Annotated in this window: 9 protein-coding genes, 1 pseudogene and 1 riboswitch; all 10 genes and pseudogenes read right to left on the reverse strand. The window is 69.9% G+C overall.

Annotated features, from left to right (window positions below):
* A partial coding sequence (locus C666_RS16390) for a bifunctional nitrate reductase/sulfite reductase flavoprotein subunit alpha (protein WP_004343754.1) occupies window positions 1–3,122 on the reverse strand: 3,122 nt, incomplete at its 3' end.
* Window positions 3,123–3,248: 126 nt separating this feature from the next.
* Window positions 3,249–3,656: a nitrite reductase small subunit NirD gene (nirD, locus tag C666_RS16395; protein WP_004343756.1), complete on the reverse strand. Its 408-nt coding sequence runs from the start codon at window positions 3,654–3,656 to the stop codon at window positions 3,249–3,251.
* A gap of 11 nt (window positions 3,657–3,667) precedes the next feature.
* A complete protein-coding gene (nirB, locus tag C666_RS16400; protein WP_004343758.1) occupies window positions 3,668–6,232 on the reverse strand; it encodes a nitrite reductase large subunit NirB in 2,565 nt (854 codons plus the stop codon).
* Between the two features lie 79 nt (window positions 6,233–6,311).
* Window positions 6,312–7,106, reverse strand: a complete 795-nt coding sequence (locus C666_RS16405; protein WP_004343759.1) for an ABC transporter ATP-binding protein — start codon at window positions 7,104–7,106, stop codon at window positions 6,312–6,314.
* A gap of 11 nt (window positions 7,107–7,117) precedes the next feature.
* The gene (ntrB, locus tag C666_RS16410; protein ID WP_004343761.1) at window positions 7,118–8,050 is read right to left on the reverse strand and encodes a nitrate ABC transporter permease; all 933 of its coding nucleotides are present in this window, start codon (window positions 8,048–8,050) and stop codon (window positions 7,118–7,120) included.
* A 43-nt stretch (window positions 8,051–8,093) separates the two neighbouring features.
* Window positions 8,094–9,353 carry a CmpA/NrtA family ABC transporter substrate-binding protein gene (locus tag C666_RS16415; protein ID WP_004343763.1) on the reverse strand — a complete coding sequence of 420 codons (1,260 nt, stop codon included), beginning with the start codon at window positions 9,351–9,353 and terminating at the stop codon, window positions 8,094–8,096.
* Window positions 9,354–9,660: 307 nt separating this feature from the next.
* The gene (locus C666_RS16420; RefSeq protein ID WP_028792166.1) at window positions 9,661–10,941 is read right to left on the reverse strand and encodes a nitrate regulatory protein; all 1,281 of its coding nucleotides are present in this window, start codon (window positions 10,939–10,941) and stop codon (window positions 9,661–9,663) included.
* A 195-nt stretch (window positions 10,942–11,136) separates the two neighbouring features.
* Window positions 11,137–11,883 carry a 5,6-dimethylbenzimidazole synthase gene (gene bluB, locus C666_RS16425; protein WP_004343769.1) on the reverse strand — a complete coding sequence of 249 codons (747 nt, stop codon included), beginning with the start codon at window positions 11,881–11,883 and terminating at the stop codon, window positions 11,137–11,139.
* Window positions 11,884–11,931: 48 nt separating this feature from the next.
* Window positions 11,932–12,125, reverse strand: a riboswitch (cobalamin riboswitch).
* A gap of 52 nt (window positions 12,126–12,177) precedes the next feature.
* Window positions 12,178–12,930 carry a 23S rRNA (guanosine(2251)-2'-O)-methyltransferase RlmB gene (rlmB, locus tag C666_RS16430; protein ID WP_004343772.1) on the reverse strand — a complete coding sequence of 251 codons (753 nt, stop codon included), beginning with the start codon at window positions 12,928–12,930 and terminating at the stop codon, window positions 12,178–12,180.
* Window positions 12,923–13,540: pseudogene (locus tag C666_RS16435) on the reverse strand (hypothetical protein); the annotation flags it as partial. The gene rlmB and the pseudogene C666_RS16435, both read right to left, overlap by 8 nt.

Below are 13,540 nucleotides of genomic sequence, written 5' to 3' on the forward strand. Positions count from 1 at the left end.
TGGCGACCGAATGCCGGCGCGCCGCCGGCTGCCTGCGATGCCTCGTGCGGCACGCCACCGCCCGCGGCCGCCGGCGCCGGATGCGCCACGGATACCGCCCGCGGCCCGGCGGCGGGCGCTTTCAGCGCCTGGCAGACCGAGGCCAGCCAGGCCGATGCCGCCGGCTGGTATTCGGGCTCGCAATCGACGCGCGGGACCAGGCACGACGCCCCCAGCGCCGCCATCCGCGCGTCGAGCTTGCGGCCGAAGCCGCAGAATTCACCATAGCTGGAATCCCCGAAGGCCAGCACCGCGAAAGAACACCGCCCCAGCCGCGCGGCGGCATCGGATTGCAGGGCCTGCCAGAAGACGGCGCCATTGTCCGGCGGCTCGCCATCGCCGAAGGTGCTGGCGATCAGCAGCAGATGCCCTTGCGCGGGAATGTCGTCGAGCCTGCAGGCATCCATGCCGGCCAGCGTCACCCGGCAGCCTTCCTGCCTGAGGCGTTCGGCGCATTGCGCGGCGAAGCCTTCCGCATTGCCGGTCTGGGAGGCCCACAGCACCGCCACCTCGACAGGCTCGGCCAGTGCCGCCGCATGCTCCCCGGACGCGGCAGGCAGGCCGTCGGCGCCCTTGCCGGACGGCAGCCAGGTACGCGAGAACAGCCCCGCCAGAATGCCGTCGACCCAGGTCCGCTTCGCAGGCGCCAGGGGCGCGCTCGGAGGCAATGACGGCACGCCGCCCAGCCTGCGGGCCTCGTCGCTCTCCAGCCCGGCCAGGAAGCCCTGGAGATACAAGCGCTCCTGCGCCTCCAGCGTCGGGGCCGGCGCGGTCTCGATGCCCAGCAGCCGGGCCAGCGCATTGATTTCCATGATGTGGTGCTCTCTTGCCTGGATGTCGATCGGAACCGCAGCCACGGCCACTGCGGCATCTTGCGCTGCGGGGCCGCCCGGCGCGGCACAGGCCGTCTCCACCCTGGCGGCTGGCGAAGGCGCCGGTGCGAGGCGGCACAACGCCACCGCGCTGAACTTGAACTCGGGCTGCTGCGACAGCGGATCGACGGCGTCGCTGGTGAGCGCGTTGATGGCAAGGTCCTCGCCGTACACGTCGTTCCAGTGGAAAGGTGCGAAGCAGTTGCCGGCGCGCACACGCCCGGTGACCACGGCCGGCAGCACGGCGCGCCCCCGCCGCGAGCGGATCTCGACACGGTCCTTGTCCCGGATGCCCAGCACGGACGCGTCCTCGGGGTGGATCTCGACGAAGGGGCCGGGGTTGAGCTTGTTGAGCGTGGCGATCTTGCCGGTCTTGGTCAGCGTGTGCCACTGGTGCTGCAGGCGGCCGGTGTTGAGCACGAAGGGAAAGTCGGCATCCGGCATCTCGGCCGGATCGCCATGCGGCCGCGGGAAGAACACGCCCTTGCCGCTCGCTGTCGCGAAGGCGATGGGGGGGCGCGTGCCATCGTCCTCGATGGTCAACTTCTGGCTGACGCCATCGTTGAGGTAGCGGATCGGGTGGCGGTCTGCGGCATCGCCGGGCGGGCACGGCCATTGCAGCGGCGTCTCGCGCAGGCGGCCGTAGGTCGCGCCGCGGATGTCGTAGCCGGTCCTGGGGTTCCAGAAACGCTTGATTTCCTCGAAGACCTCTTCTGCGCTGGCATGGCTGAAGGCATCGGAGAAGCCCATCTCGCAGGCCACGCGGGCAATGATCTGCCAGTCCGGCAGCGCCTGGCCCGGCGGATCGACGGCCTTCTGCATCAGCGTCAGGTTGCGCTCGGAGTTGATCATCACCCCTTCGGCCTCGGCCCACAGCGCGCCGGGCAGCAGGATGTCGGCGTAGCGGTTGGTTTCGGTATCGAGGAAGGCGTCCTGAGCGATGACCAGTTCGGCGCGTTGCAGGCCGGCAATCACGTTCCGGCGGTTGGCCACCGTGGCCACCGGGTTGGTGCACATGATCCAGCAGGCCTTGATGCCGCCCGCCGCCATGCGCTCGAACATCGCCACCGTACCGCCGGCCTGGCGGGTGTGCAGCGTTCCGTGCGGCACGCCCCAGGCATCCTCGACGAAGCGGCGGTCGTCCTCGTCCAGCACGCTGCGCTGGCCGGGCAGCCCCGGCCCCATGTAGCCCATCTCGCGCCCGCCCATGGCATTGGGCTGGCCGGTGAGCGAGAACGGCCCGCTGCCGGGCCGGCAGATCGCGCCGGTGGCCAGGTGCAGGTTGCAGATTGCGTTGGTATGCCAGGTGCCGTGGGTACTCTGGTTCAGACCCATGGTCCAGCAGCTCATCCACGCCCCGGCCTCGCCGATCATCCGCACGGCCTGGTGGATGTCGTCCTCGGCGATGCCGGTGAGGGCGCTGACCCTGCCGGGCGTGTACTCCGCCAGGAAGGCGGGCATGGCCTCCCAGCCCTCGGTGAAGCGTTCGATGAATGCGGCATCGGTATGGCCGTTGGCGTGCAGCAGGTGCAGCAAGCCGTTGAGCAGGGCGAGGTCGGTGCCCGGCCTGATCTGCAGGAACAGATCGGCCTTGTCGGCAGTGGCGGTGCGGCGCGGGTCTACCACGATCAGCTTCGCGCCGGCCTTGACCCTGTCCATCATGCGCAGGAACAGGATCGGATGGCAGTCCGCCATGTTGGCGCCGATGACGAAGAACAGGTCGGCACGGTCGAAGTCCTGGTACGCCCCCGGCGGCCCGTCCGCACCCAGCGAGAGCTTGTAGCCGCTGCCCGCGCTGGCCATGCACAGGCGCGAGTTGGACTCGATCTGGTTGGTGCCGATGAAGCCCTTGGCCAGCTTGTTGGCGAGGTATTGCGCCTCCAGCGACATCTGCCCCGAGACGTAGAAGGAAATCGCGTCGGGGCCATGCTCGTCTAGGATGGCCTTCAGGCGCCGCGCGGTCCGGGTGATGGCCTCGTCCATCGCGACCTGCGCCGGGTCGCGCCGCCGGTCGGCGCGCACGAACGCGGCTGCCATCCGCCCCGGCGCCTCCAGGGCCTGCGCGCTGCTCGAACCCTTGGTGCACAGCCTGCCGGAATTGGCCGGGTGGGCCCGGGTGCCGGAGACCTTCGCCACCCGCCCCTGGTCCACATGCAGCGTCATGCCGCAGCCGACACCGCAATAGGGACAGACGGTTTTCACCTCGTTCATGGCGTCGGGAGAAGAAGGCCGCGGCGTGCCGACACGCCGCCACGCGGATCGCCGCCGGCCCATCCGCAGCCGGCACGGAGACGGGAGCAAACGGATTTCACTTTACGGACCGCCACGCCCTGGACCTCAGGCCTCGACCCAGACGATGCCGTCGCGCAGCTCGACGGCATGGGTGGCGAGCGGCGTGTCCGGATTCTCGATGCAGCCACCGTCGCGCAGCCGGTAGTGGTGCTTGTAGATCGGCGAGGCCACCACCGGCTCGCCGCCGAGGTCGCCGACGATGCCGCGCCACAGCACGTTGGCGCCGCTGTTGGGGTCGTGGTTGTCGATGGCATGGAGGCCGCCGTCGGCAAGGCGGAAGACGGCGATCTGGCGGCCGCCGAGCAGCGCGCACACGCCGGTGTCGGGCCAGATGTCCTCCACCGCGCAAACCGGCTGCCAGACCGGTCCGGCGGCGGGGGAAGCGGCAGGAACGGCCGTGGGGATGGGTGCCGCCACAGCTGCGGCGGGGGCGGGGGCGGTCATGACGGTCATGGCAGGCTCCTTCAGGCGGTTTCGGCGACGACCGCGATGCCCTTGAAGCACTGCAGCTTCTCGGCCGCGGTGGCCGGGCGGATCTGGCCGCGTTCGCGCACGAAGACGATGTTGTCGTCGGCCGCGTCGCTGTTGACGAAAGTGCGCATGCGCCGCAGCAGCGCCGGGTCTTCGATGGCTTTCTTCCATTCGCAGGCGTAGCTGCCGACCACGTGGGCCATCTCGGCCTCCAGTTCGGCGCCCAGCCCCAGGCTGTCTTCCAGGATCACCGCCTTGAGGTAGTCCAGCCCGCCTTCGAGGTTGTCGCGCCAGGTGCTGGTGCGCTGCAGGCGGTCGGCGGTGCGGATGTAGAACATCAGGAAGCGGTCGATCATGCGCACCAGGGTGGCTTCGTCGAGGTCGCTGGCCAGCAGTTCGGCATGGCGCGGCTTCATGCCGCCGTTGCCGCAGACGTACAGGTTCCAGCCGCGCTCGGTGGCGATCACGCCGACGTCCTTGCCCTGCGCCTCGGCGCATTCGCGCGTGCAGCCGGAGACGCCGAACTTGATCTTGTGCGGCGAGCGCAGGCCCTTGTAGCGGTTCTCGAGCCTGATCGCCATGCCCACCGAGTCCTGCACGCCGTAGCGGCACCAGGTCGAGCCGACACAGCTCTTCACCGTGCGCAGCGACTTGCCGTAGGCGTGGCCGCTCTCGAAGCCGGCGTCGACCAGTTCGCGCCAGATCAGCGGCAACTGGTGCACCTGGGCGCCGAACAGGTCGATGCGCTGGCCGCCGGTGATCTTGGTGTAGAGGTCGTACTTCTTCGCGATGCGGCCGATGGCGATCAACTGCTCGGGGGTGATCTCGCCGGCAGCCACGCGCGGCACCGCCGAGTAGCTGCCGTCCTTCTGGATGTTGCCGAGGAAGTAATCGTTGGAATCCTGCAGCCGGGCCTGGTCCTGGTTCAGGATGAAGTCGTTCCAGCAGCTCGCCAAAATGCTGGCCGCGACCGGCTTGCAGATGTCGCAGCCGCGGCCCGTGCCGTGCCTGTGCAGCAGTTCGGCGAAGCTGCGGATGCCGCCCACGCGCACCAGGTGGTACAACTCCTGGCGCGAATGGGGAAAATGTTCGCACAGGTGGTTGGTGACTTCCACGCCCTGGCGCTTCAGTTCGGCGTTGAGCACCTGCGTCACCAGCGGCACGCAGCCGCCGCAGGAAGTGCCGGCGCGGGTCGCGCTCTTCAGTTCGCCGATGGTGCGCGCGCCGTCGGCCACCGCCGCGCACAACTGGCCCTTGCTGACGTTGTTGCACGAGCACAGCACCGCGCCGTCGGGCAGCGCATCCACGCCCAGGCCGGCCTTGGCCGCGCCATCGGCGGCGGGCAGGATCAACTGCTCGGGCGCTTCGGGCAGGGCGATGCCGTTGAGCATCATCTGCAGCAGCGTGCCGTATTCGGCGGCATCGCCCACCAGCACCGCGCCCAGCAGCCGCTTGCGGTCGGCGCTGACCACCAGCTTCTTGTAGATCTGCTTGATCTCGTCGGTGAACACGCAGGACAGCGCGCCCCGCGTCCGGCCCTGGGCATCGCCGATGCTGGCGACATCGACGCCCATGAGCTTGAGCTTGGTGCTCATGTCCGCACCGGCGAAGGCTGCGTCGGCCCCGCCGCCGATGTGCCGGGCCGCCACCCGCGCCATGTCGTAGCCGGGCGCGACCAGGCCGAACACCTGCTCGTTCCACGACGCGCACTCGCCGATCGCGTAGATGTCCGCGTCGCTGCTGCGACAGTGGTCGTCGATCACCACCCCACCGCGCGGACCGACCGCGAGCAGGCATCGGCGCGCCAGTTCGTCGCGCGCGCGGATGCCGGCGGAGAACACGATCATGTCGGTCTCCAGCCAGCTGCCGTCGGCGAACACCATGCGGTGGCGCGCGGTGGCGCCATCGGTGATCTCGGCGGTGTTGCGCTCGGTATGCACCTGCACGCCCAGGTCCTCGATCTTGCGCCGCAGGATACGGCCGCCGCCGTCATCGACCTGCGCCACCATCAGCCGCGGCGCGAATTCGACCACGTGCGTGCGCAGCCCCATGTCGCGCAGCGCCTTGGCGCACTCCAGCCCGAGCAGGCCGCCGCCGACCACCACGCCGCTGGCCGAGCGGGCACCGCTGGCCTGCATCGCTTCCAGGTCCTCGATGGTGCGATAGACGTGGCAGGCGTCGCGCTCGCGGCCCGGCACCGGCGGCACGAAGGGATAGGAGCCGGTGGCCAGCACCAGCTTGTCATAGGCCAGCACTTCGCCATCGGCCAGTTGCAGGGTGTTGTTGCGCCGTTCGATGCTGGCGACGCGCGCGTTCAGGCGCAGCCTCAGTCCCGGCCGCTGGTAGAAGCCGGGCTCGACCAGCGACAGTTCATCGGCGCTGGTGCCGGAAAAGAAGCTGGACAGATGCACGCGGTCGTAGGCCGGGCGCGGCTCCTCGCCGAGCACGGTGACGGCCAGGCCGGCGGCCGGCAGGTCGGGATGCAGCGCGAGCAGTTCCTGCACGAAGCGGTGGCCGACCATGCCGTTGCCGACCACCACGAGTCTTTGTTGGTGCATGAGGGTCTCCTTCAGGCGACGGACACCGTGCGGCCTGCCGCATCGCGGCAGCCGCACGGGCCGTGGCCGTCTGCGGCGCCTAGGCGGCGCGCTTCAACTGCTTGTGGTAGAGGAATTCCATGATCGCCGCGCGGCATTCGCCGAAGTGGGCGTCATGCGCCAGTGCCAGCCGGTCGCGCGGGCGTTCGATGCGCACGTCGAGGATCTCGCCGATGGTCGCCGCCGGGCCGTTGGTCAGCATCACCACGCGGTCCGACAGCAGCACCGCCTCGTCGACGTCGTGGGTGACCATCACCATCGTCGCCTGGGTCGCGGCAAGGATCTTCATCAGTTCGTCCTGCAGGTTGGCCCGGGTCAGCGCGTCGAGCGCGCCGAAAGGCTCGTCCATCAGCAGGATGCGCGGCTGCATCGACAGCGCGCGGGCGATGCCGACGCGCTGCTTCATGCCGCCCGAGATCTCGTGCGGAAACTTGGTCTCGGCATGAGCCAGGCCGACCAGTTCGAGCGCCTCGTGAGTGCGCCGCTTCAGGCTGGCCTTGCCCTCCTTCGCCGCGAACACGCGTTCGACGGCGAGGTAGACGTTGTCGAAGCAGGTCAGCCACGGCAGCAGCGAGTGGTTCTGGAACACCACCGCGCGCTCCGGCCCCGGGCCGGCGATCTCGCGTCCGCCGCACAGCATCACGCCGCTGCTCGGACGGGTCAGGCCGGCGATGAGGTTCAGCAGCGTCGATTTGCCGCAGCCGGAATGGCCGATCAGGGCGATGCTCTCGCCTTCGTGGATGTCGAGGCTGACGTCGCGCAAGGCGACGAACCTGCCCTTCTTGGTGTCGAAACACTGGCCGACATTCTCGATCTGGACGATCTTCTTCGTCATGGTGGCGCTCCTCAACGGTTCTCGTAGCTGAAACGGCGGGCGACCAGCATCAGCATCTGCTCGAGGATCAGGCCGACGATGCCGATGACGAAGATCGCGATGATGATGTGCTCGACCTTGAGGTTGTTCCATTCGTCCCACACCCAGAAGCCGATGCCGACGCCGCCGGTGAGCATCTCGGCGGCGACGATGACCAGCCAGGCGGTGCCGATGGACAGGCGGATGCCGGTGAGCATGTAGGGCAGCACAGCCGGAAACAGGATCCTGGTGAAGACCTTCCATTCCGACAGGTTCAGCACGCGGGCGACGTTGAGATAGTCCTGCGGCACGCGGGTGACGCCCTGGGCGGTGTTCAGGATCATCGGCCAGATCGAGCAGATGAAGATGGTCCAGGTCGCAGCCGGGTCGGCGCGCTGGAACACCAGCAGGCCGATCGGCAGCCAGGCCAGCGGCGACACCGGGCGCAGCAGGCTGATGATCGGATTCAGCATCTGCGCCAGCAGCGCGAAGCGGCCGAGCAGGAAGCCGGCCGGAATGCCGACCAGTGCGGCAATGCCGAAGCCGATGCCGACGCGTTCGAGCGAGGCCAGCACGTTCCAGCCGATGCCCTGGTCGTTCGGCCCTTCGCGGTAGAAGGGATCGGCGAACAGCGCCAGTGCGGCGTCCCAGGTCCTGGCCGGCGAGGGGATGCCGCCACCGTCGGCCGTTCCCAGATGCCACAGGCCGATCAACAGGGCCAGCCCGGCGGCGGGCGGCAGCAGCATCGCGGCAAGCACACGCAAGCCCTCGGCCAGGCGCTCGCGCATGCGCTCTCCCAGGCCCGGGCCGGGCCGCGCCGCGAGCGCGGGCGTGATCGGCGTGATATCGGCGCGGCCGCCGGCCGCGGCCCCGCCTTCCCTTGCGGTTCCGGCAGCGGGCGCCACGCCCTTGCTGCGGTCCGCCATCGCAACGACTGTCATTTCGGTGTCCTCCAGGTTCGCCACGGCATCAGGCCTTGATCTTGAAACCGGCCGCATAGGCCGCGGGGTTCGAGCCGTCCCACACCACGCCGTCGATCAGCGTCGCGCTGCGCATCTCGCCCGCCGGCACGGCCACGCCGGCAGCCGTCGCCGCCTGCTTGTAGATGTCGATGTGGTTGATCGCGCGTGCCGTCGCCAGGTAGTCGACATCGCGTTCGAGCAGGCCCCAGCGCCGGTGCTGGGTCAGGAACCACATGCCGTCCGACAGCCAGGGGAAGTTCACCGCGCCGTCGCCGAAGAACTTCATGCCGTGTGCGTCCTTCCACTGCCGGCCCGCACCGTCGTCGTAGTCGCCGAGCATCCGCCCCTCGATGACGGCGACGTCGGTATTGACGTAGGAGCGCGCGGCGATCGTCCTCGCGGTCTCGCTGCGGTTGACGTCCGAAGCGTCGATCCAGCGCGAGGCGTCGAGTACCGCGGCGGTCAGCGCGCGCGCGGCATTGGGGTGCTTCGCCACCCAGTCGGCGCTGGTGCCGAGGATCTTCTCCGGATGGCCCGGCCAGATGTCCTGCGTGGCCGCGGCGGTGAAACCGATGCCGTCGATGACCGCGCGCTGGTTCCAGGGCTCGCCGACGCAGTAGCCGTGCATGTTGCCGACGCGCATGTTGGCCACCATCTGCGGTGGCGGCACGACGATGCTCTTGATGTCCCGGAACGGATGGATGCCGTGGGCGGCAAGCCAGTAGTACAGCCACATGGCGTGGGTGCCGGTCGGAAAGGTCTGGGCGAAGGTATAGGTGCCGGGGGAGCTGGCGGCGACAACCTTCCCGAGGCCGGCGCCGTCCGCCGCGCCGGCCTCGCGCAGCGCCTTCGACAGCGTGATCGCCTGGCCGTTGTGGTTGAGGTTCATCAGCATCGCCATGTCCTTCTTCGGCCCGCCGATGCCCAGATGCACGCCATAGACGAGGCCGTACAGAACGTGGGCGGCATCCAGCTCGCCCGACACCAGCTTGTCGCGCACCGATGCCCAGCTCGCCTCCTTGCTCGGAACGATCCGGATGCCGTACTTCTCGTCGAACTTCTTCACCGCGGCCATGACCACCGAGGCACAGTCGGTCAGCGGGATGAAACCGACGCGGATCTCCTTCTTTTCCGGCGCATCGGATCCTGCCGCCCAGGCGCCGCCGGGGAACAGGCCCGGCAGCAAGGCAGCCGCGCCGGCTGCGGCGCCCGCCTTGATGAAGCCACGGCGCGACAGCTCGGGGGTTTCGGTCTTGAGCGTTTCCATGATGAATTCCTTGAAAGGCGTCGGGGAAAAACGAAAAGGCGCCCATCCCTCGCTCCGCGCAGCGCGGAGGGGAATGGACGCCGTTGTCCTGTGTTCGGGTCGGATGATCGAATGCCGGGCCGCCGTTGGCCCCGCCTCGCCCTCTTCAATGCATCAAGCGTGCCAGGCGCTCGCGCCGCACCGCTTTCCTTTCATTTCATGGATTTGCCCGTAATTCTCCAGGACACGGGAGCACGGCCCGACGCACTGCTGCAGTGCAACACCCCTATGGCCCGCACGCTCGTGGTGCGCCGCCGGCGCCCGTTTCCTATGCCCCGCCCAGCACGTCCGCCAGCGCCAGCGTGGCCCCCGCGACCTCGGCCAGGCGCCGTCCCTGGCTCATCGCGGTCTGGCGCAGCAGGCGATAGGCCTCGTCCTCCGACAGGCCTCGGCACGACATCAGCAGGCCTTTCGCACGCTCGACCAGCTTACGTTCGTCGAGCGCGGCGCGCGCCGCGTCGAGCTCCTCGCGCATCGCCTGCAGGCGCCGGGACTGGGCGTGGAGCAGATCGACGATCGAGCGGCCGAGCTGCGGACCGAGCACCTCGGCCCCGGCATCGTCTTCTCCGGCGGCCACCTCCGCCCCCGTCAACATGCCGAGCGGCGCTTGCGCACCGGGCGCCGTGGCCAGGGCGTCCAGCAATGCGGCCTGGTCCTGGGCCTCGGCACGCGCCGCTGCGATCTTTCGCGCACAGACATCGCCCAGTCCGCGGGCAAGCGCCACCTCAACCTCGTGTAACTGGTCGAGGCGCTGCGAGCAGCAATCGAACCACACTTCGGCCACCGCGGGATCCAGGGCCGCATCCGGCGCCGAGGCCAGCAGCGTCCGGCGCAGCCGCTCCAGCCCGGCGAGCGGCATGAAGGACTGCAGCGCCTGCCATTGCCGCAGCACCTCGTCGCCGCAGAATGCCTCGAAGCGCCGGAAGCACAGCTCCTGCGCGTCGATCAGGTGCAGGATCGCCTGCGTGCGCTCGGCCACCGGATGCCCCGCGGCGAACGATGCCGCCCCCAGCGCACGCTCCTGCCCGGCGAATTCCTTGCCCCGCATCAGGTTGAACAGCGCCACCAACCGCCGCGAGACCTCGGGGTCGACGGCCACGTCCGCGGCCTCGAACACCAGCGCAAGCAAGGCGCCGACGACTTCGCTGTAGCGCGCGGTGGCCTCGTCGGGCCGGCAGCGCCGCGCGGCGATCTCGCCGCGCAGGCCGGGCAAGGCGTCGAGCGCATGCAGCGCGAGCGCGATGCGCGTGAACAGCCGGGCACCGCCCGGAACCGCGGCCCCCGCCTGCTCGCCGCCCAGTTCGGGCCGTGCCAGCCAGGCCCTGACCCGCGCCTCGGCGTCCTGGCTGGCACGGCGCTGCGCCTCGCGCTGGGCGCCGAAGCGCGCGCCCTCCGACCCCAGGAAGACATTGGACACGCCGCGCTCGCGCTGGAGCTGATGCACGAGCCCGCTCGCCGCTTGCACCAGTTCGCAGCTGAGCGCGAGCCGTCCGAGATCGTCCATTTCGCAGCGGCGCGCTGCGAGCAGAAATGCGAGCGCCGTCTTCATGCTGTCCTCCGGAATCGTCATCCACACCGCGGCCGACACGGCCACGCACGGCGGGAACAAGCAATTGCCGTGCAAGCACGCCGTCCGGCGGCGATGCGCAGAGGAAAAGCGGACGCGCGGGCGAAGGCCCCAAGGCCCAATGCGGTTCAGATATGCGTCAGTGACGGGGAACGCACCGACTGAACGGTATCGCCGCTAGGCCGGAGCCGCGCCCGGCATGGCCTGCGCCACGGCCGCGGCCAGGCCCCCGTCCGCCTCGTCCGCCGCGCCCTGCCAACGGTCAAAATGCAGCAGTCCAGCCAAGGGCATGCGCTTGAGCCAGCCGGCCGACTCCAGCTCCGGACGGTCGTGGAAGTGGCTGACGTAGCCGATGCACAGATAGGCGATCGGCACGATTCCGTCCGGGATGCCGAGCGCCTCACGCAGCGCCTGCGGATGCAGGATGCTGACCCAGCCCACGCCCAGGCCCTCGGCGCGCGCGGCCAACCACAGGTTCTGCACCGCACAGACCGCGCTGTAGATGTCCATCTCGGGCATGTGGGTGCGGCCGAGCACCACCGGGCCGTTGCGGCCGCGGTCGCAGGTGACGCACAGGTTGAGCGGCGCCTCCAGGATGCCTTCGAGCTTGAGATTGCGGTACGTGGTGCGCCTGCCCTCGTCGAACATCCGTTCGGCCTCGGCATGGGCGGCGAGGAAGTCGTGGTGGATCTGCTGGCGTACCGTGCGCGAACGCACGAGGACGAAATCCCAGGGCTGCATGAAGCCGACCGAGGGCGCGTGGTGGGCGGCGGTCAGCACGCGCGCCAGCACCTCGTCGGGAATGGGATCGGGCAGGAACTGCCCGCGCACGTCGCGCCGCGTGTGGATCGCGCGGTAGACGGCGGCGCGCTCTGCGGCGCTGAATGATGGATCGGTCTGGATGGCCTGCGCATGGCTGCTCATGGAGTCGTCCCCTTGTCGTCGAGCAGTAGGCAGTCGCCGACCAGACGGCTGCTTGAACGCTTCGGGGCCGGTCTTCCGGCTAAGGATCATCCCGTCCGGACGCCTTCCCGGCCCTCGCGGGCCAGTGACTGGGCAAACCTTGTCCGGACGATCCCCTTCACGGCGCTGGGCGCGCGGCGGACTTTCACCGCCTTCCCGATTCTCCCGCGGCAGGCGCGGGCACCCCGAAGCTCGAAGGGCGCAAGATTACCCTAAACGCCCCCCGCGCCGGAACCCGGCGCCGCGCGCCGCCGCCTATTGCCGCTGGCGGCGGGCCTCGAACAGGCAGATCCCGCTCGCGACCGACACGTTCAGGCTCTCGACGCTACCGTGCATCGGAATGCGCGCCAGTTCGTCGCAGGTCTCGCGCGTCAGGCGGCGCAGGCCGTCGCCCTCGGCCCCCAGCACCCAGGCCACCGGGCCCTTCTGGTCGACGTCATGGAGCGATTTTTCCGCCTCGCCGGCCGCGCCGATGACCCACACGCCGGCATCCTGCATCTCGCGCAAGGCGCGCGCCAGGTTGGTGACGGTGATGTAGGGCACGGTGTCGGCCGCCCCGCTGGCGACCTTGACCGCGGTGGCGTTGAGGCCGACCGCACGGTCCTTGGGCGCGACCACCGCGTGCGCCCCCGCCGCGTCGGCCACGCGCAGGCAGGCGCCGAGGTTGTGCGGGTCCTGCACGCCGTCCAGCACCAGGATCAGCGCGTTTTCCTCCAGGCTGTCGAGCACGTCGGCGAGCTTGATATCGCGCCGCGTGGCGTCCACCTTGGCCACCACGCCCTGGTGCCGGCGGGTGCCGACCAGGGCGTCGAGCTTGTCGCCCTCGCTGTGCAGGATGCGGACCCCGGCGGCCTCCGCCTGGGCGATGAACTTCTTCGCCCGGGCATCCTTGCGATCGGCCGACAGATGGATCTCCAGCACCGCATCCGGTGCGTGGCGCAGCTTGGCGGAGACGGCGTGGAAACCGTAGATCAGGCGGGTGGAGGCGGTTTCGGGTGTCTTAGCCACGGCGCTTTTCCTTTGCGGAGGATTTGCCGCCAGGACGCGCGGCCGGTTCGGAGGCGCGCGGTTCTACCGCCTTGGCCGCATCGGAAGGCGCGGCCTTGGCCGCCTTCGCGGTCTTGTCCGCCTTTTTCCTGCCCTCCTTCGCGGCGGCCTTCTTCTTCGCCGGCTTCTCGCCGGCCCCGGCCTTGGCTTTCGCCTTGGTCTTCGTGCCCTTGTCCGCGGCGCCCTTCGCCTTCTTGCCGGCCTTTGCGGCGGCCGCCTTGCGCACCTTGCCGGCTGCCGCCTCTTCGGCAGCGAGCTTCACGGCGGCGGCCTCCTGGTCGACCGCCTTCTGCCAGATGTCGTCGAGCACGCTTGCCTGGCCGGCAGCGGCCTCGGCCGCCACGACAGGCGCTTTCGCGCGCGCCTTGCGCGCTGCGGGCCGGGCCTTTGCCGGAGGCTCCCCGGCCGCGGCGGCAAGCGCGGGCAGCCCGGCTTCGGTGGCACGCGGGCGGCGCTTCGCCCCGGCTGGCGCAGGCACGGATACCGGTGCGGGGGCCGTCGCCACCGCGGGCGCGGCTTCGACGGGCGCCTGCCCGGCGGCCTTCGTCCTGCGCGCGCGTCCGGCCGGAGC

This window comes from Thauera linaloolentis 47Lol = DSM 12138, from assembly GCF_000310205.1.
Taxonomy (GTDB): Bacteria; Pseudomonadota; Gammaproteobacteria; order Burkholderiales; family Rhodocyclaceae; genus Thauera; species Thauera linaloolentis.

Coding starts and splice junctions, on each gene's coding strand:
- C666_RS16415 (WP_004343763.1), bottom strand. CDS start 9,353: ATGGAAACGCTCAAGACCGAAACCCCCGAGCTGTCGCGCCGTGGCTTC.
- nirB (WP_004343758.1), bottom strand. CDS start 6,232: ATGCACCAACAAAGACTCGTGGTGGTCGGCAACGGCATGGTCGGCCAC.
- bluB (WP_004343769.1), bottom strand. CDS start 11,883: ATGAGCAGCCATGCGCAGGCCATCCAGACCGATCCATCATTCAGCGCC.
- C666_RS16405 (WP_004343759.1), bottom strand. CDS start 7,106: ATGACGAAGAAGATCGTCCAGATCGAGAATGTCGGCCAGTGTTTCGAC.
- C666_RS16420 (WP_028792166.1), bottom strand. CDS start 10,941: ATGAAGACGGCGCTCGCATTTCTGCTCGCAGCGCGCCGCTGCGAAATG.
- ntrB (WP_004343761.1), bottom strand. CDS start 8,050: ATGGCGGACCGCAGCAAGGGCGTGGCGCCCGCTGCCGGAACCGCAAGG.
- nirD (WP_004343756.1), bottom strand. CDS start 3,656: ATGACCGTCATGACCGCCCCCGCCCCCGCCGCAGCTGTGGCGGCACCC.